At 71.9% G+C, this 18,251-nt stretch carries 15 protein-coding genes and 1 tRNA gene; 8 read left to right on the top strand and 8 right to left on the bottom strand.

The genetic code is table 11. The features are described 5' to 3' along the window. Positions 1–62: 62 nt before the first annotated feature. On the top strand, positions 63–3,911 hold the full coding sequence (locus tag CLV70_RS08765) for an nSTAND1 domain-containing NTPase (RefSeq protein ID WP_211303690.1): 3,849 nt from the start codon (positions 63–65) through the stop codon (positions 3,909–3,911). A gap of 5 nt (positions 3,912–3,916) precedes the next feature. Here the strand turns inward: CLV70_RS08765 and CLV70_RS08760 are convergent, their stop codons facing one another. After that, positions 3,917–4,285 carry a VOC family protein gene (locus tag CLV70_RS08760; protein WP_106125884.1) on the bottom strand — a complete coding sequence of 123 codons (369 nt, stop codon included), beginning with the start codon at positions 4,283–4,285 and terminating at the stop codon, positions 3,917–3,919. A gap of 62 nt (positions 4,286–4,347) precedes the next feature. Here CLV70_RS08760 and CLV70_RS08755 point away from each other — a divergent pair, with 62 nt between their 5' ends. Then, entirely contained in the window at positions 4,348–4,815 is a 468-nt protein-coding gene (locus tag CLV70_RS08755) for a MarR family winged helix-turn-helix transcriptional regulator (protein WP_106125883.1), read from the top strand. On the opposite strand, the gene CLV70_RS08750 is transcribed toward CLV70_RS08755, so the two are convergent. The 3 genes from CLV70_RS08750 to CLV70_RS08740 all read right to left on the bottom strand — a co-directional run bounded on the left by CLV70_RS08750 (position 4,805) and on the right by CLV70_RS08740 (position 7,697). Continuing rightward, positions 4,805–6,040, bottom strand: coding sequence for a GAF domain-containing protein (locus CLV70_RS08750; protein ID WP_106125882.1), 1,236 nt, complete (start codon positions 6,038–6,040; stop codon positions 4,805–4,807). The genes CLV70_RS08755 and CLV70_RS08750 overlap by 11 nt on opposite strands. 204 nt (positions 6,041–6,244) lie before the next feature. Further along, positions 6,245–6,598 (bottom strand): helix-turn-helix domain-containing protein, encoded by a 354-nt coding sequence (locus CLV70_RS08745; protein ID WP_106126076.1) that lies wholly within the window; start codon positions 6,596–6,598, stop codon positions 6,245–6,247. 79 nt (positions 6,599–6,677) lie between these two features. Then, positions 6,678–7,697 carry an amidohydrolase family protein gene (locus tag CLV70_RS08740; protein ID WP_106125881.1) on the bottom strand — a complete coding sequence of 340 codons (1,020 nt, stop codon included), beginning with the start codon at positions 7,695–7,697 and terminating at the stop codon, positions 6,678–6,680. Positions 7,698–7,787: 90 nt separating this feature from the next. Here CLV70_RS08740 and CLV70_RS08735 point away from each other — a divergent pair, with 90 nt between their 5' ends. Further along, entirely contained in the window at positions 7,788–8,513 is a 726-nt protein-coding gene (locus CLV70_RS08735) for a TetR/AcrR family transcriptional regulator (RefSeq protein ID WP_106125880.1), read from the top strand. 132 nt (positions 8,514–8,645) lie between these two features. Continuing rightward, complete coding sequence (locus CLV70_RS08730; RefSeq protein WP_146163995.1) at positions 8,646–9,779, top strand: hypothetical protein; 1,134 nt, start codon at positions 8,646–8,648, stop codon at positions 9,777–9,779. A gap of 450 nt (positions 9,780–10,229) precedes the next feature. On the opposite strand, the gene CLV70_RS08725 is transcribed toward CLV70_RS08730, so the two are convergent. The 3 genes from CLV70_RS08725 to CLV70_RS08715 form a co-directional block, all read right to left on the bottom strand. Next, positions 10,230–10,301 (bottom strand) — tRNA-Arg (locus tag CLV70_RS08725). 418 nt (positions 10,302–10,719) lie between these two features. Continuing rightward, positions 10,720–11,397, bottom strand: a complete 678-nt coding sequence (locus CLV70_RS08720; RefSeq protein WP_106125878.1) for a DUF305 domain-containing protein — start codon at positions 11,395–11,397, stop codon at positions 10,720–10,722. After that, on the bottom strand, positions 11,397–12,212 hold the full coding sequence (locus CLV70_RS08715) for a thioredoxin-like domain-containing protein (protein ID WP_106125877.1): 816 nt from the start codon (positions 12,210–12,212) through the stop codon (positions 11,397–11,399). Before CLV70_RS08715 ends, CLV70_RS08720 begins: the two co-directional genes overlap by 1 nt. A gap of 96 nt (positions 12,213–12,308) precedes the next feature. On the opposite strand from CLV70_RS08715, the gene argS reads away from it, so the two are divergent. The 4 genes from argS to thrC all read left to right on the top strand — a co-directional run bounded on the left by argS (position 12,309) and on the right by thrC (position 17,793). Further along, positions 12,309–13,973 carry an arginine--tRNA ligase gene (gene argS, locus CLV70_RS08710; protein ID WP_106125876.1) on the top strand — a complete coding sequence of 555 codons (1,665 nt, stop codon included), beginning with the start codon at positions 12,309–12,311 and terminating at the stop codon, positions 13,971–13,973. A gap of 3 nt (positions 13,974–13,976) precedes the next feature. Continuing rightward, positions 13,977–15,362: a diaminopimelate decarboxylase gene (lysA, locus tag CLV70_RS08705; RefSeq protein WP_106125875.1), complete on the top strand. Its 1,386-nt coding sequence runs from the start codon at positions 13,977–13,979 to the stop codon at positions 15,360–15,362. Continuing rightward, a complete protein-coding gene (locus tag CLV70_RS08700) occupies positions 15,359–16,675 on the top strand; it encodes a homoserine dehydrogenase (RefSeq protein WP_106125874.1) in 1,317 nt (438 codons plus the stop codon). Before lysA ends, CLV70_RS08700 begins: the two co-directional genes overlap by 4 nt. Positions 16,676–16,743: 68 nt before the next feature. Further along, on the top strand, positions 16,744–17,793 hold the full coding sequence (gene thrC, locus CLV70_RS08695) for a threonine synthase (protein WP_106125873.1): 1,050 nt from the start codon (positions 16,744–16,746) through the stop codon (positions 17,791–17,793). Here thrC and CLV70_RS08690 read toward each other — a convergent pair. Continuing rightward, the gene (locus CLV70_RS08690; RefSeq protein WP_245908109.1) at positions 17,779–18,246 is read right to left on the bottom strand and encodes a MarR family winged helix-turn-helix transcriptional regulator; all 468 of its coding nucleotides are present in this window, start codon (positions 18,244–18,246) and stop codon (positions 17,779–17,781) included. The two genes, thrC and CLV70_RS08690, sit on opposite strands and share 15 nt — an antisense overlap. Positions 18,247–18,251 lie beyond the last annotated feature (5 nt).

Genomic DNA, 18,251 nt, shown 5'->3' with positions numbered 1-18,251 from the left:
GACAAGTGAACGACGCGGCCTGGACAATCGACCGCGACGTTCGCTACGGGGAGGCCGCGTCGGTGGCAGGTACGGAACGTGCGCTCTCGGACGACGACGGCCCACTCACTCGATTCGCGGCTGACCTGCGGAAACTCCGGCAGAAGGCGGGGCTGCCGCCGTACCGGGAGCTGGGCCGCCGGGCGCACTACTCGGCCGCCGCGCTGTCCGACGCCGCCGGCGGCAGGAGGTTGCCGAGCCTCGCGGTCACCCTCGCCTATGTCGCCGCGTGCGACGGCGATACGCAGGCATGGGAGCAGCGCTGGCATTCCGTGGCCGCGGAACTGAGCACCGGAAATGCGCCCGAAGAGCCCGCGGCGCACGACGGGGAACCGGCGCCGTACCTCGGCCTCGCCGCATTCGGAACGGCCGACGCCGGCAGATTCTTCGGCCGGGAACGCCTGGTCGATGAGCTGGGTACGCGCGTGGCCGGGCACCGTTTCGTGGTGGTCGTCGGCGCCTCCGGCTCGGGAAAGTCCTCATTGCTCCAGGCGGGCCTGCTGCACCGCGTCCTCGCCGAGGGCCTGCCCGGTACGGCCGGGATCACGCCGCTCGTCCTGACGCCCGGTTCGCATCCGCTCGAGGAGTGCGCCGCCCGGCTCGCCGCGCTCACGGGCGCCACCGCCACCTCGGTGCACGCCGCGTTGCGTGACGATCCCCGTGCCCTGCACCGGACCGCCCTCCAGATCCTCGCCGACCGGCCGGCCGGGGCCGAGGTGCTGGTGGTGGTGGACCAGTTCGAGGAGGTGTTCACCCTCTGCGCGGACGCGGGGGAGCGGGCCCGGTTCATCGAGGTGCTGGCCGCCGCGGCGCGCGCCTCCAACAGCCGTACCCGGGTCGTCCTGGGCCTGCGGGCCGACTTCTACGCGCACTGCGCCCATCATCCGGAGCTGCTCGACGCCCTGCGCGACGCTCAGCTCCTGGTCGGTCCGATGACCACCGCGGAGCTGCGCGAGGCCGTCACCCGGCCCGCCCTCGACGCCGGCTGCCGGGTGGAGAATGCCCTGGTCGCGGAGCTGATCGGGGACGCGGCCGGGCAGCCGGGCGTGCTGCCGCTCGTCTCGCACGCGTTGCTGGAGACGTGGCGCCGGCGGCGGGGCACCACGCTGACCCTGGCCGGGTACCACGCCGCGGGCGGCCTCGACCGGTCGATCGCGCGCGCCGCCGAAGCGGTCTACACCGGGCTGTCGGAGGGCGAGCGCGAGTGGGCGCGGCGGCTGTTCGTCCGGCTGGTCGCCCTCGGCGAGGGCACCGAGGACACCCGGCGCCGGCTCGACCGCGCCGAGCTGGATCCGGCCGCCCCGGAGACGACGGCGGTGCTCGAGCGGCTGGCCGCCGCCCGCCTGGTGATCCTGGACCGGCACAGCGTGCAGCTCACCCACGAGGCGCTGGTCCGCCGCTGGCCGCGGTTGCAGGGCTGGCTGACCGACGACCGCGAGGGCCTGCGGATCCACCGGCAGCTCACCGACGCGGCCGACGCGTGGCAGCGGCTCGACCGGGATCCCGGCGCCGTCTATCGCGGCAGCCGGCTGGACCGGGCCGACCGGTGGGCGGCGGCGGGCGGCCGGAACGCGCTGAACGCCCGGGAGCGGGACTTCCTCGGGGCGAGCCTGGCCGAGCAGGCGCGCGAGCAGGCGGTGGCGCGCCGCCGGATCACCCGGCTGCGCCAGTTCCTCGCCGCGCTCACCGTGCTGCTCGTGCTGACGACCGGTGCGACCGCGTACGCGGTGCGGGCCCGGCAGGTCAGCGTCGGTCAGCGCAACCTCGCGATCACCCAGAAGGTGCTGAGCCAGGCGGCGGCGCTGCGCGCGACCAATCCGGCGCTGGCGATGCAGTTGCGGCTGGCCGCGTACCGCCTGGCGCCGGTGCCGGAGGCGCGGGCGAGCCTGCTCAACATGTTCACCACCCCGTACGCCGCCCTGCTGACCGGGCCGAGCGGGGCGGTGCAGGCGCTCGCCTTCAGCCCCGACGGCCGCACCCTCGTGGCGGGCGACGACGACGCCGTACGGCTGTGGGACACCGCCGATCCGAACCGGCCCGGCCGCCCGGCGCTGCTCACCGGCCTCGCCGGGCCTTTCCCGTCGGTGGCCTACAGCCCGGACGGGCGCACGGTCGCCGCGGTCGGCGTCGACCGGGCCGGCCTGTGGGACGTCACCGATCCGGTGCGCCCCCGCTTCCGCGCGTCGATCGCCCGCCCCGCCGGGAAGATCGCCTTCAGCCCGGACGGCCGCACCCTGGCCGCGGGCGGCGGCAACGCCGTACGCCGATGGGACCTGGGCGATCCGGACAACCCGCGCGAGCTGCCGCCGTTCCCGGTGGGTGCCGGCCCCGTCTACGACGTCGCCTTCGGGGACGGCGGCCGCACGCTCGCCGCCGCCGTGCCGGCCGCGGGTGAGTCGCTCGCCGGGCGGCACGAGGTGCGACTGTGGAATCTCGCCCGTCCCGGCGCGCCGGTCACGCTCGCCGCCGAGGCCGGGTTCGTCCAGGTGCTCGCCTTCACGCCGGACGGGCGCGGCCTGGCCACCGGGCACGGCGACGACGCCCTGACGCTGTGGGACGTCCGGGACCCGGCCCGGCCCGTACGCCTCGACCGGCTCACCGCTGCCACCGCCGCGGTCAACGAGGCGGCCTTCGGCCCCGACGGCCACACGCTCGCCACCGCGGGCGCCGATCGCGAGATCCAGCTCTGGGACGTCACCGACCTGCGCCACGCGCGCGCGGTGGCCACCCTCCAGGGAGCCACCGCCCCGGTCACCACGCTCGCCTTCCGGCCGGACGGCCGCACCCTGGCCGCGGCCAATTCCGACGGCATCGTACGGCTGGAGAGCGTGGCGGAATACACCTTCCCGGCGCGCGCGGGCGGCGGCGTGGAGGTCGTCGACTTCAGCGCGGACGGCGGCACCCTCGTCAGCGGGCACGCCGACGGCACGGTCGGGGTGGCCGCCGCGGCCGACCCGTACCGCCCGGTGCTGTTCCCGGCGGGCCCGAGCGGCCTGCCGATCGTCGCGGTGGCCCTGGCCCCGGACGGCCGCACGCTGGCCAGCACGGACGCGACCGGCGCCGTCGTCCTGTGGGACCTGCGGGGCCGCCGGATCGCGGTGGTCGCGCCGCGTCCGCGATCTCTCGTCCCGGTCACCCCGGCGCTGGCCTTCGCGCCGGACGGGCGCACCCTCGCCGCCTCGGGCCGCGACAACTCGGTGCGGCTCTGGGACGTCGCCGACCCCCGCCGTCCCCGGGCGCTGGCGGGCATCGACGGCCTGTCCGCCGCGGTGAACTCGGTGGCGTTCAGCCCGGACGGCCGGCTCCTGGCGACCGCGGGCGACGGCACCGGCAGCGGCCTGTGGGACCTCGCGGACCTCCGCCGGCCGCGCCGCCTGTCCGTCCTCACCGGACCGGCGCCGGGTCCGGTGCTGGCGGTGGCCTTCGGGGCGGGCGGCCGTACGCTCGCCCTCGCCAACCCGGACCGCACGGTCGGCCTGTGGGACGTCGCGGATCCGGCCCGGCCCCGGGCGGTGACCATTCTGTCCGCGGCCAGCCGGGTCTACTCGGTCGCCTTCAGCCCGGACGGGCGGCGGCTCGCGGCCGGCACCATCCACGGCACGACCAGCGTGTGGGACGTCACGGACCCGGGCCGCCCGCCGGTCGAGCTGACGTCGTCGGGGCCGGTTCACTCCGTCGCGTTCGGCCCGGACAACCACGTCCTCGCGACGGCGGGCGTCGACTGGCGCGGCGTGAACGGGTCACTGCGGCTGTGGGAGATGGACCCCGAGCGGGTGGCGGTCCGGGTCTGCGGGCTGGCCCGGCCGGCTATCACGCGTACGGAATGGCGGCAGTTCTTTCCCGGCCTGGCCTATCGTCCGCCCTGCCCCTGAGCGGGTCAGGCGCGGTCGTGGATGGTGACGGCGTACCCGTCGGGGTCGGTGAAGGTGAACGTCCGGCCGAACGGGCCGTCGAACGGCGGCACCGTGATCGGGACGCCGTCGGCGGCGAGCCGGTCGTGGACGGCCTGCGCGTCGTCGGCGCCGAACCACAGGACGACGCCCGCGCCGGGCTGCGGGGTCACGGCGTCGAGGTCGAGGCCGGGCAGCGGTTCGCGTACGGCGAAGGCGGGCGTGGTGGCGAAGACGACGGCGTGCGGCGGGGCCACGGGCGCCCGCTGGAGGCCGAGCCGGCTCTCGTAGAAGTCCGCGGCCTTCTCCAGGTCGCGCACCTGAAGGGCGATGAAGTCGGGTCCGGTGACGGTCATGACTCACTCTCCTGCATCATGTCAGCGTGTTGACATGTACGAGTGTGTGTCATGATGCTGACATGAGTCAAGCGGGAATTTCCCGGCCGGTCGACGAGCAGGTCGGATACGTGCTGAAGAAGGCCGCCACCGTGCTGCGGGCGGCGATGGACAACGCGCTGCGGCCCCTGGACCTGACCGTCTCGCAGTACGCGTGCCTCGAACTGCTCCGGCAGCAGCCGGGCCTGTCCGGATCCGAGCTGGCCCGGGCGATGTTCGTCAGCCGCCAGTCGATGAACCTGGTGCTGAAGGGGCTGGAACGCCGCGGCCTGCTGATCCGCTCACCGGTTCCGCCGCACGGCAAGGCGCTGCCGACCCGGTTGGCCCCGGCCGGCCTGGAACGGCTCGCCGCCGCGAACGAGGCGGTCAGCGTGGTCGAGAAGAAGATGCTGGCGGGGCTGACCCCGGAGGCCGAGCGCCGGCTGTGCGCCGACCTGACCGCGTGCGTGGAAGCGCTCGGCGACGACCTGCCGGCGGACGTCAGCGATTGACGTACGCCGCGAGCCCGCCCAGCTCCTCGCTCGCGATGAACACCGAGCGCACGTTGATGATGGCTTCCTCGACGTGGGTGGGGCAGCCCCACGCGGCATCGCCCCACGAGTCGGCGATCTTGATCTCGGCCGCCGCGGTGCACCCGCCGGCGCCGCCGAGCTGGCAGTGCTCGGGATGCGGCTTCGCGGCCTGCGTGGCCGCGGCGGCGCGGATCTGAGCGTTGAGTTCCGCGGCGGCCGCGGCGCGTTCCTCGGCCTCGGCGCGCAGCTTCTGCTCCGCGCGTACGGCCCTGGCGAGCTCGTCGTGGGCCGCCTTGGCGAGCGCCTCCGCTGCCGCCTTCGCCTGCTCGATGTGATGCCGCTCGATGGCCAGCGCCGCGGTGCCGGCGAAGACCCGGGCGAGGGCCAGGTCGGTGTCCTGCGGCGCCCGCGGCGTGCGGTGATACATCGCGAAGGTGCCCAGCAGGCCACCGTCGCGGGCCAGGATGGGCGTGGACCAGCAGGCGGCCAGCCCGGCCCGGCCGGCGAGCCCCCGGAAGTCGTCCCAGAACGGATCGGTGCCGATGTCGGCGACCATGACCGGCTCCCGCCGGTGCGCGGCCGTGCCGCACGAGCCCACGCCCTCCCCGGTGGCGATCCCGTCGATGGCCTCGTTGTAGAAATCGGGCAGGCTCGGCGCGGCCCCGTGCCGCAGATGCAGCCCGTCGGCGTCGGCGAGCAACACGGAGACCAGCACCTCGTCCGGAGCCAGCTCCTCGATGCAGCGCGCCATCCCGTCGAGCACCTCGGCCAGCGGCGCCTGCCGGGCGATCTGCTCCAGCAACGCCCGATGCTCCGACATCAGCCGCTGCGCATGCTTGACCTGAGTGACCTCCACGCCGATCACCCGGACGCCCACGACCTCCCCGGAACCATCCCGGCGCGGCTCACAGGTGAAGTCGAACAACCCCGGCGACCCGGTGGCCGGCACGATCCCGACGTCGCGGGCGGTGCCGGGCTCACCCGTACGGAAAACCCGGTCGAGCAGGGCACGGAAATCCTGAGGCAGCACATCGCCGAGCGGCACCCCGGCCCGCACCCGCTCCTCGCCGACAGCCGCAACGAACGCGGGATTCGCCGCCTCCACCACGTGAGCGGACCCGGCAAGCGAGGCGAAAACGGCAACGGACTGCCCGAAAAGCTCGCGCACATCCTCCTCGGCCGGCCGACCAGATACCGCCGTCATGGATGGCGCCTCTCCTCCGACGAACACAATCGGGCCGTTTCTACCCGCCGACCTAGACATCCAACCCGACCTCCGTTGCCCGCTCAATTCGAGGTGCCGCGCACGGCATCGATGGTGTGGTGCAAGGTTGGCGCGAAGCGGCTGATCTCCGACCGGCTGATCCCGTTGCCGCGGCCACGGACTTCCAGTTCGTGTGAATACGGCTCACCGGCGCACGCGTTTGGGCAGGACCTCATCCGCCCGTGCACGACCCAGGTCGGTTTCGTACGGGTCCGTCGCTGCTACCAGGGCATCCAGCACGCCCAGCGCGCGAGCCACACCGAGGAAGGCCTCGAAGCTCACCCCGGGATCGCCGGTCTCTATTCGTCGTAAGGTGTTGCGCGAGATGCCGGCTCGCTCGGCGACCTGGACCGCGGTGAGCCCGTGAAGCTTGCGCCAGGCCAGCAACTGCTCGCCGATGCTGACGGCGGCAGCGCTGACTCTGGATGACGGACGAGGCACGTTGCTCCCGGCGTTATGGGCACGATCCTTACCACTATACGCGCTAATGTTCAGCATCCTGACCATTGGACGGCGCACTTTCTCCAGGATCGTGTTTGGCTCGGTCAGGCGTGTGCCAGGCCTTGCCGGGTCTTGGTCAGGCGCGGGACGTGAGCTGTTCCCAGTTGCGGTGCGCGATGTCGGCCTTCTGCTCGCCGGTGAAGGGCGCGTCCTCCAGGAAGGACCGGGCGACGCCGGCGCTGGTGTCCACGTAGGGGAAGCCGCCGGGGCGGAACCCGTAGGTGAACGGGTAGTCGGTGGAGTACAGCATCCGTTCGGTGCCCACGACTTCGGCTGTCCAGCGGAGGTAGCGAGGGCTGACGGTGCCGCTGCCGGCGACCCAGAAATTCTGCTTGAAGTAGTCGGCGAGCGGGCGGGCGAGGCCACCGGCGTCGGCGAAGAACCCGGTGTGGTCGAGGTAGAAGAGCACGACCTCTCCCCAGTGGCCGGCGATGACCTGGAGATCGGGGTAGCGGTCGAAGACGCCGGAGAAGATCATCCGCAGGTACTGCACGCCCAGGTCGTAGTACCAGCCGATCGCGGGCCCCGCCAGCGCGGTCCCGATGGGGCCGATGCCGGAGTAGTAGGCGTCCAATACCGCCTGCACAGGCATCTGCGGGTGGAAGTGGAGGGGGACCCGCAGCCGCTCCGCGGTGGCGTACAGCTCGTCGTAGTCGGGGTTGTCGGCGAGCTTGGATCCGGTGCGCCCGTAGAGCATGGCGCCCGGGAAGCCGAGCTCGGTGACCGCCCGCTCCAGCTCCGCGGCCGCGGCCGACGGCGACTGCGTCGGGATCGCCGCGAACGCCTGGAACCGGTCGGGGTTGCCGGCGACGACCTCCGCGAGCTGGTCGTTGGTGTCGCGGGCCGCGGCGACCGCATCCGCGTCAGGCAGATTCTGTACGCCCGGTGACGAGATCGACAGCACCGCCACGTCGACTCCCTGGTCGTCCATGTGCGCGAGCCGCGACTCCGCGGTGTCGCGCAGCCGCCGGGCGATGGGACTGTCGCCGAACCCCAGGTTCGGCAGCTCCGGCACCCCGGACCGCGACCACGCCTCCATGATCGCGGGCAGGACGACGTGCTCTTCCAACGCAATGATCCGCAGCCGGTCGGACATCTACTGCTCCCTCGGGTTGGTTCCAATGGAAACAGTCGAAGCGTATCACTGATACTAACGGTGGAACCGTGCCTCCGATATCGTTGGTGCATGTCACCACCTCCACCGAGCGCTCCCGACACCGCGGCCGCCGGTCGCGACCAGGCCCGGCAGCGGGTCATCGAGGCCGCCATCGACCTGTTGAATCGAGGAGGACGCGACGCGGTCACCACCCGCGCGGTCGCCGAGACAGCGGGCCTGCAACCCCCGGCCATCTACCGGCTGTTCGGCGACAAGGACGGGCTGCTCGACGCGGTGGCCGAGCACGGCTTCACCGCGTTCCTCGCCACCAAGCACGTCGACCCCGACCCGCAGGACCCGATCGAGGACTTGAAAGCCGGCTGGGACGTCGCGGTCGAGTTCGGCCTGGCCAATCCGGCGCTCTACACCCTGATGTACGGCGAGCCCACAAGGGCCACCTCGGCCGCCTTCAAGACCGGCATGGAAATCCTGATGGCCCGCATCCGCCGCCTCGCCGCCGGCGGCTGGCTCCGGGTCGACGAGGACCTCGCGGCCCAGATCATCCACGCCACAGCACGCGGCGCGGTGCTCACCTGGCTCTCCCTGCCGGAGCATCGGCGCGACCCGGCCCTGTTGACAACCATGCGCGAATCCATGGTCGCCGCCATCACCAGCGAGCGGCCGTCCGTCCAGGACACGGGCCCGGCAGGCGCGGCCCGAGCCTTGCGCGCAGCATTGCCCGAACAGACCACCCTCAGCAGCGCGGAGCAACACCTGCTGAAAGAGTGGCTGAGCCGCCTCGCCGCGAACGGTTGAGCCCCCGGCGATTCGCGTCCGACGCGGTCCGAATTACGGAGCCGACGGCCTCACCCGAGCGGGTGAAGCCGTCCAGGGCGGTCGATAAGGTTGCCCGAGTCTTGGTCGGATTCGTGATGAGGGATGCGCCCGATGGTGGATGCCGCGATCTTGGAGCGTGCTGGTCAGCTCAAGGGTGAGCTGGTGAAGTTCTCCCAGCAGCCCCGGTACGACCGGGCCGCATCCGACTTCTTCGACCGTTACGGCGATGGAATCGACGAGCTCGACGAGCAGCAGTGGATGCTGCTGTGGGACTGCTTCATCCTGGAGCACAGGCTGGCCAACGGCCGAACCGTGGTGGAACAGTTCGTCGCCGGGCACCCGCGGCTCTCTGAGTCGGAGCGGGACATGCTGTTGGGCTGGCAGGACGTCGTCCAGGGGCCGTTCGAGGTGATCCGCCGCGACGGGCCGGCACTGATCGTGGAAAGCCTGGTCGACGAGCTGACCTACCGGGTGCGCTCGAACATGGGACCCGGCATCTTCCGGCGTATGCCACGCAAGTCGTTCCTCATCGCCCGGCTCGTCGCGGTAGGTGACGAGTGGATGCTGTCCGGTCCGGTCAGCCTGCTGCGGGCCGCCGAGCGGGACATCGCGTACCGGCTGGCAATGGACATGGCGCTGCGGACGCCGGAGGCGGTGTTCCGCAACCCGGAGAAGCTGGCCCTGGCGTGGGAGCAGCAGCGCGCCGACCGAGACCGGTTCATCCGGTTCTTCGGCGCCGACCTGATTGTGGTCCCCGGAGAGCAGGTCCAGGACAGGCTGAACGAGTTCTACGCCTTCTCCCGGAAGGAACTCCTCGGCCGCCCGGAACCCGACGGCCCGCCGGCTGGGGTGGCCGTGACCCTGCCGGAGGACATGGCCGACTCCGAGACGGTCGCGTTGATCTACGACGAGACAGACGGGATCGGCTTCTACACCGAGTTCGGCCTCGTCGAGCAGGCGTTCGCCAACCCCGACCTGCTCCGGCGCCGACGCTGGCGTGAACACGCATTGGAATACCTCCACGACGACAGCGTCGAGCCGATGGTGATCCGGCGGCTGGCCGAGCGGAACCCGGAGAAGGCGACGATCGTGATCCGGCGGCTGCTGAAACGGCCGAAGTTCAACTGGAATCGCGACGGCGAGGACCTGCTGCGCGAGGTCAAATCCGGCTACTACGCCCAGCCGCCGCGCCCACGGGTGAGCCCGGTCAGCGAACGGCTGGCCGCATTCGTCGCCCAGCGATGAGCACTGCCGGACCAGACCGGATCCGGCCTCAAGCTGCTCTCTCACGGGGTGCCTTCGATCGCCGCTGACTTGGGAACAGGGTGACTGTCCCGGAGGTGTCAGTCGGGGTCGCTGCTGTGCTGCCGGCCGAGCCCGAACCGGTCGCGGAGCTCGGCATCGACGAACAACCAAGACCGCGGACCGGCGACACGTCGGCTTCCGCGATCCGTCCGGTGGTCAGGGCCTGCCGGCCCAAGCGAGGGCCGCACCACCGCGGCGGTCACCGCTTGGCTCGCCGCGCGGCCACGGCCCGGCGCGAGTAGGTGAAGGCGATCCGCCCGGCGCTTCGGTACGCCTTCGGCAGGACTGGCCGGCGAAAGCCGCTTCCGGCCGTAGCTCACCGCCCAGACGAGAAATGCCACCGACCGTGTTTGGGCTGGTCAGTGGCACTTGAGTCCTGGTGGACCTGGGTGCCCCCGGCAGGATTCGAACCTGCGCTTTCGCCTCCGGAGGGCGACGCTCTATCCCCTGAGCTACGGGGGCTCAGCGAGAGGAAGCCTAGCAGACCTCCTCGGGCCGCCCGAAACGGTTACCCCCTCCTCGGCGGCACCGGCGACACCTCGAGGCCGGCGAGACCTCGAGGCCGGTGAGCGGTGGGGCCGGTGAGCGGTGAGACCGCCGAGGGGCGAGGCCGGCGGGACCGAGGGAGACCGCGGGTTCGGTGGGGGCCGCCGAGGGCCGCCGAGGGCCGCCGGGTCGGCGGGAGCCGTCAGGTTGCCGGGGGATCTGGCTGCCGCCGGACTCGCCCCCCACACTGCTGCCACCGGGAGTCGCCGGGAGTCGCCGCGAGCGGCCGACAGCGGCCGAGGGCGGCTGGGAGTCACTGGGAGCGGCTGGGAGTCGCCGGGAGCGGCTGGGAGCGGCCAGCAGTCGCTGGGAGCGGCCGCGAGTCGCTTGGGGGTCAGGGGGCTTTTAGCTTGGCGAGGAGGTCGTCGATCAGGTTGATCTCGCTCTGTTGGCCGGCGACCATCGTGCCTGCCAGGGCTGTGACCTTCTTCTCGTCGGAGAGGGTGATGATTTCCTGGGCCATGTGGATGCCGCCCAGGTGGTGTTGGCGCATCAGGGTCAGGTACTGGATGTCGAGGTCGTTGCCGGTGGCCTTGCGGAGGGTGGCGAGGTCGGCGGGGGTGGCCATGCCGGGCATGAGGCCGTTGCGGACCGAGCCGGCGGAGTCGGGCATCCAGGCCATGGCCGGTTGGGTGCCGGTGGGGCTGAGGTTCCATTCGCGGAGCCAGGCCAGCATCGTGCCGACCTGGCCGTTCTGGGTCATGGCTATGTCGCCGGCGAGGGTGACGAGTTGCGGGTTGGTGGAGTTGGCGTGCTCGATCATGGACATCTCCACGGCCTGGGCGTGGTGGGTGCTCATGTCGCGCAGGAAGCCCGCCTCCGCGGAGTCGTCCGCGGGGGTGCCGATCAGGCGGGTGCCGAAGGCGCCGGCGGCCGCGCCCAGGAGGAGGCCGAGGACGAGCACCAGGGCGAGCCAGCCGGTGCCGAAGCGGGGGCCGGTCCGGGTGGTGGGGGTGTCCTCGGCCGGCGCGGCGGCCCGGGCCGCCGCGTCCTGGTCCGTGGGGGCGGTCATCAGTTGCCCGTCGGCTGGTCCATGCCCGTGCCGTTCGAGGCTGCCGTGACCGGGCCGGTGTTGGTGTTGCCGCCGGAGCAGACCGCGTTGGGCTCCATGGTGGCGTTCAGGCGGAGGTCCTTGATGAACTCGTCGATGCGGCCGTCGTCGGCGCTGTCGACCTTGAGCTGGTAGCCCCACGCCTGCAGGGAGACGTTCTTGTCGAGGTTGGCGACCGGGCTCATGAACATGTAGTCCTTGCCCTGGACCTTCTCCTGGAGCTTGGTCACCTGGTCGGCCGCGAGGCCCTGCTTGTACGTGACCCAGACCGCGCCGTGCTCGAGGCTGTGGACGGCGTGCTCGTTGGCGATCGGCTCCGGGTAGACGTCGCCCATGCAGTTCTGCCAGGAGGAGTTGTGCGCGCCGCCGACGGGCGGGTTGGTCACGTACGTGAGGGGCCCGTCCTTGTGGTTGCGGTCGTCGATCTGCGGGTTCTTCTGCGACCGGTAGTCGATGATGCCCTCGATGCCGCCCGCGCGGTCTTCCCAGGACTCGCTGCCCTTGATCGAGGCGAACACGCCGTAGCCGATGATGCCGACGGCGATCAGGACCACCACGCCGGCCACCGCGATCGGGCCCCAGTTGCGGCCGCCGCTGACCTTGACGGGTGCGACCGGCTTGCGGCCCTTGCCGCCGCCCTTGCCGCCCTTGCCCTGCGGGCCCTTGCCGGCCGGCCGGGTGCCGCCGGCCTTGGCGGGCGGCTTGCCCTGCCCCGACGTCTTGTCGACCTTCACGGTGGACGGGACCCGCTCGGGACCCGGGGTGCTCATACTCATCGTGCCTCGTCAATTCGTGGGGATGGTCGGGCCGGGCCCGTGCACAGGCCCCGGTACGCCGCCGGGCGCCAAAGTCTACCCGGATAGCATGGCTCAGTGACTCCCGCTGACCTCGCTGCCACCGTTCTCACAGCTGCGCGTGCCGTTTTCGTCACCCGCGGCCTCGACGTCGCCCTGCTGCCGGAGACGACGACGGTGGAGCGACCCCGTAACCCCGAGCACGGCGACTACGCCTCGACGATGGCCATGCAGCTGGGCAAGAAGGCCGGCGTCGCGCCGCGCGAGCTGGCTTCGGCGCTCGCCACGGAGCTGAGCAGCCGGCCGGGGATCAAGTCGGTGGAGATCGCCGGTCCGGGCTTCCTCAACATCCGGCTGGACGCCGCCGCGGCGGGGGTGCTGGCTCGCGACGTGGTGCTGGCGGGGCAGGAGTACGGCCACACCGACCGCCTCGCCGGCCAGAAGATCAACCTGGAGTTCGTCTCCGCCAACCCCACCGGCCCCGTGCACATCGGCGGCGTGCGCTGGGCGGCGGTCGGTGACGCGCTGTCGCGGCTGCTGCGGGCGTCCGGCGCCGACGTCGGCACGGAGTACTACTTCAACGACGCCGGGTCGCAGATCGACCGGTTCGCCCGGTCGCTGCTCGCCGCGGCGAAGGGTGAGGCCGCGCCCGAGGACGGGTACGGCGGCGCGTACATCGCCGAGATCGCCGGGGCCGTGAAGGCGCGGGTCCCGGCCGTGCTGGAGCTGCCGGAGGCCGAGGCGCAGGAGGTGTTCCGGGTCGAGGGCGTGGAGTTGATGTTCGCCGAGATCCGGCAGTCGCTGGACGAGTTCGGCGTGCACTTCGACACGTACTTCAACGAGAAGGATCTGCACGACCGGGGCGAGTTGCAGGAGGCGCTCGACCGGCTGCGCGAGCAGGGGCACGTGTTCGAGGCGGACGGCGCGACCTGGCTGCGCACCACCGACTTCGGCGACGACAAGGACCGGGTGCTGCGCAAGTCCGACGGCGACTGGACGTATTTCGCCGCCGACTGCGCCTACTACCTGGACAAGCGCAAGCGCGGCTTCGAGAAGGTCGTGATCATGCTCGGCGCCGACCACCACGGCTACATCGGCCGGATGAAGGCGATGGCGGCGTGCTTCGGCGACGACCCGGCGGTCAGCCTGGAGATCCTCATCGGCCAGCTGGTCAACCTGGTGCGCGACGGCGAGCCGGTGCGGATGAGCAAGCGGGCCGGCACGGTGGTGACGCTCGAGGACTTCGTCGACGCCCTCGGCGTGGACGCGACCCGGTACGCCCTGGCGCGGTATTCGTCCGACTCGCCGATCGACATCGACATCGACCTGTGGACGCGGGCCAAGAGCGACAACCCCGTCTATTATGTCCAATATGTCGCAGCCCGGTCGGCCAGCGTCGCCCGGCAGGCGGCGGCGGTCGGGCTGACCCGGGGCGAGCCCGGCGACTTCCGGCCCGAGCTGCTCGTGCACGAGAAGGAGAACGACCTGCTCAAGGCGATCGGCGAGTATCCGGCCGTCGTGGGCAGCGCCGCGGAGCTGCGGGAGCCGCACCGGGTCGCGCGCTACCTGGAGGACCTCGCGGGCGACTACCACCGCTTCTTCGACAAGTGCCGGGTCACGCCGATGGGCGACGAGGAGATCACCGACCTGCACCGGGCGCGCCTCTGGCTGAATGACGCCACCCGAACGGTGATCGCGAACGGTTTGGGACTGCTGGGCGTCACCGCGCCCGAGAGGATGTAGGTCATGCGGGCACATGAGGCCGGGGCGCTGCACGGCGACCTCGGCAACCGGGGGCCGAACTGGCTGCGCGTCCCCGAGGACGTGAATGCGCTGGTGCCGCAGTTGTGGCCGCGCACTGTCACCCGTACGGAAGAAGGCGCCCTGGAGATCGGCGGGGTGAGCGTCCTCGACCTGGCGGCGGAGCACGGCACCCCGGCGTACCTGCTGGACGAGGCCGACCTGCGGACGCGCTGCCGCGATTTCGCGGCCGCGTTCGCCGGCGCCGACGTCTATTACGCCGGCAAATCCTTCCTGTGCAAGGCCGTCGTCAAGGTCATCGACGAGGAGGGCCTCTTCCTGGACGTCTGCTCCGGCGGGGAGCTGGCGGTCGCCCTGGCCGCGGGCTTCCCGGCCGAGCGGATGGGCTTCCACGGCAACAACAAGTCGGTGTCGGAGCTGCGCCGGGCGCTGGACGCCGGGGTCGGCCGGATCATCGTCGACTCGTTCCAGGAGATCGACCGGCTCACCGCGCTCGCCCGGGAGAGCGGCACCCGGCCCGCCGTGCTGATCCGCGTCACGGTGGGCGTCGAGGCGCACACGCACGAGTTCATCGCCACCGCGCACGAGGACCAGAAGTTCGGGTTCTCGCTGGCCGGCGGCGCCGCGTTCGAGGCGGCCATCCGGGTGCTCGACGAGGGCGTGCTCGACCTGCGGGGCCTGCACTCGCACATCGGCTCGCAGATCTTCGACACGTCCGGCTTCGAGGTGTCCGCGCGGCGGGTGCTCGAGCTCCAGGCGCAGATCCGCGACGCGCGCGGGGTCGAGCTGGAGGAGCTGGACCTCGGCGGCGGCTTCGGCATCGCGTACACGACCCAGGACGACCCGTCGGCCGCCGCCGACCTCGCCAAGCGGATCAACAAGATCGTCGACGCCGAGTGCGCCGCCGAGAACCTGCGGCGCCCGCGGCTCTCCATCGAGCCGGGCCGGGCCATCGTGGGACCGGCCGTCATGACCCTGTACGAGGTGGGCACCGTCAAGGACGTCGACGGGCTGCGCACGTACGTGAGTGTCGACGGCGGGATGAGCGACAACATCCGCACGGCGCTGTACGACGCGTCGTACTCGGCCACCCTCGCCGGGCGTGCCTCACCGGCCCCGCCGCTGCTCGCCCGCGTCGTGGGAAAGCATTGTGAATCCGGGGACATCGTCGTGAAGGATGAATTCCTGCCCGCCGACGTGCAGCCCGGAGATCTTGTGGCGGTGCCCGGCACGGGTGCCTACTGCCGGAGCATGGCCAGCAACTACAACCACGTGCCCCGCCCGCCGGTGGTGGCCGTGCGGGACGGTGCCTCGCGGGTCATCGTCCGCCGGGAGACCGAAGAAGATCTGCTCGCATTGGATGTGGGATGAGTTCTGGTAAGCCTGCGGTTCGCCTGGCCCTGCTCGGCTGCGGCACGGTCGGCAGCGAGGTCGTCCGCCTCCTGCACGACCAGGCCGAGGATCTGACGGCCCGGATCGGGGCGCCCCTGGAGCTCGTCGGCATCGCCGTGCGCCGCCTCGGGCGCGAGCGGGGCAGCCTGCCGGTCGACCCGGCGCTGTTCACCACCGACGCGCTGGGCCTGGTCAAGCGCGACGACGTGGACGTGGTGATCGAGGTCGTGGGCGGCATCGAGCCGGCCCGGTCCTGGCTCACCGAGGCGCTGCGGGCCGGCAAGAGCGTGGTGACGGCGAACAAGGCGTTGCTCGCCGAGGACGGCGCGACGCTGCACGACGCCGCCGCCGAGGGCGGCGCGGACCTCTATTACGAGGCCTCGGTCGCCGGCGCGATCCCGCTGCTGCGCCCGCTGCGCGAGTCGCTGCACGGCGACCGGGTCACCCGCGTGACCGGCATCGTGAACGGCACCACCAACTTCATCCTGTCGTCGATGGACGCGACCGGGGCCGGCTTCGGCGAGGCGCTGGACGAGGCCACCGAGCTCGGGTACGCGGAGGCCGACCCCACCGCCGACGTCGAGGGCTTCGACGCCGCCGCGAAGGCCGCGATCCTGGCCTCGCTCGCCTTCCACACCCGGGTGACCGCGGCCGACGTGTTCCGCGAGGGCATGACCGGCGTGACGGCGGCGGACATGGCCAGCGCCAAGGAGATGGGCTGCACGATCAAGCTGCTGTGCCTGGCCGAGCGGGGCGAGGACTCCTCGGGGCAGGAGTCGGTCAGCGTGCGGGTGCACCCGGCGATGATCCCGCGCAGCCACCCGCTGGCGAGCGTCGGCGACGCGTTCAACGCGGTGTTCGTCGAGGCCGAGGCCGCGGGGCAGCTCATGTTCTACGGCCGGGGAGCCGGGGGTACGCCGACCGCCAGCGCCGTGCTCGGCGACATCGTGGCGGCGGCGCGCAACCGCCTGTCGGGCACCCGCGCGCCGAGCGAGAGCGCGTACGCCCACCTGCCGATCCGCCCGATCGGCGAGGCGGTGACCCGCTACCACATCAGCCTGGACGTCGCCGACCGCCAGGGCGTGCTCGCCACCGTGGCCGGCGTGTTCGCCCAGCACGAGGTGTCGATCGCGACGGTGCGGCAGTCGGGACGCGACGAGGACGCGACGCTGGTGATCGTCACGCACGGGGCGCCGGACGCCAACCTCGCCGCGACGGTGGAGGACCTGCGCGAGCTGAGCATCGTACGGTCGATCGCGAGCGTCCTGCGGGTCGAGGGAAGTCCCGCATAGTGGAAGCGCGGTCTCGCCATTCGGCGGGCTCGTGCATCCTGGAGCAAGTCGTCGGAGAGGAAAAGACCATGTGGCGGGGACTTATCGAGGCATACCGCGACCGGCTCCCGGTCTCGGCGGCCACCCCGGTGGTCACCCTGCACGAGGGCAACACGCCGCTCGTGCCCGCTCCCGTGCTCTCCCAGCGCACCGGCGCCGACGTCTACCTCAAGGTCGAGGGCGCCAACCCGACCGGGTCGTTCAAGGACCGCGGCATGACCATGGCCGTCTCCAAGGCGGTCGAGGAGGGCTCGAAGGCGATCATCTGCGCCTCCACCGGCAACACCAGCGCCTCGGCGGCGGCGTACGCGGCCCGCGCGGGCCTGACCTGCGCCGTGCTGGTGCCGCAGGGCAAGATCGCGCTCGGCAAGCTGGCCCAGGCCCTCGTGCACGGCGCCAAGCTGCTCCAGGTCAACGGCAACTTCGACGACTGCCTCGCGCTGGCCTCGAAGCTGTCCCAGGACTTCCCGGTCTCGCTGGTCAACTCGGTCAACATCTTCCGTCTGCACGGCCAGAAGACCGCCGCCTTCGAGATCGTCGAGGCGCTCGGCACCGCCCCGGACATCCACTGCCTGCCGGTCGGCAACGCGGGCAACATCTCCGCGTACTGGATGGGCTACCAGGAGGACCACGAGGCGGGCAATTCCAAGATCCTGCCCAGGATGTACGGGTTCCAGGCCTCGGGCGCGGCCCCCATCGTCCACGGGCAGGTCGTGCCGGAGCCCTCGACCATCGCCACCGCCATCCGCATCGGCAACCCGGCCAGCTGGACGAAGGCGCTCGACGCGCGGGACGCCTCCGGCGGGCTGATCTCCGCGGTGACCGACCGGGAGATCCTGGCGGCGTACCGGCTGCTGGCCCGCGAGGTCGGCGTGTTCGTCGAGCTGGGCAGCGCGGCGAGCGTGGCCGGGTTGCTCCAGCAGGCGGAGGCGGGCGCGGTGCCGGCCGGCGCGACGGTGGTCTGCACGGTCACCGGGCACGGCCTCAAGGACCCCGAGTGGGCGATCTCGACCGCGCCGTCGCCGACCACCATCCGCAACGACGTGCTCGCCGCGGCCCGCGCCCTAGACCTGGCCTGAGCCCGCGGTCTCCACCGACTCCTCGGTGGCGACCCGCACCAGCGCCACCATGGCGTCGCGCACCGTACGCAACTCCTCGTCCGTCAGCTTGCGCAGCAGCCGGGCCTGCTTCTCCGCGCCCGCCGTGATGATCCGGGAGATCAGCTCCCGGCCGCCGGCGCTCAGCATGATGCGCCGCACCCGCCGGTCGTTCGGATCCTCGGCGCGGGTCACCAGGTCGTGGGCCACCAGCCGGTCCACCATGCCGCTCAGCGTCGCCAGGCTGACCCCGAGCAGCCCGGCCAGCTCCCGGCCGGACGTGTCGCCCAGTCTGAACAGAAGCAGCAGAATCTTGAGCTGCGGCATGGTGAGCTGAGAGGCGAAGAGGGGATCGGACCGGTCGTACGCGAAAAGGTGCTGGAGCTGCTGTTGCGCATCCGTGATGTCGGCGATGAGTTGTTCGTTGTCGGCCACCGCAC

It is taken from the genome of Pseudosporangium ferrugineum (assembly GCF_003002065.1).
In the GTDB taxonomy this organism is placed as follows: Bacteria; Actinomycetota; Actinomycetes; order Mycobacteriales; family Micromonosporaceae; genus Actinoplanes; species Actinoplanes ferrugineus_A.
This window is presented reverse-complemented; position numbering and strand designations above follow the sequence as displayed.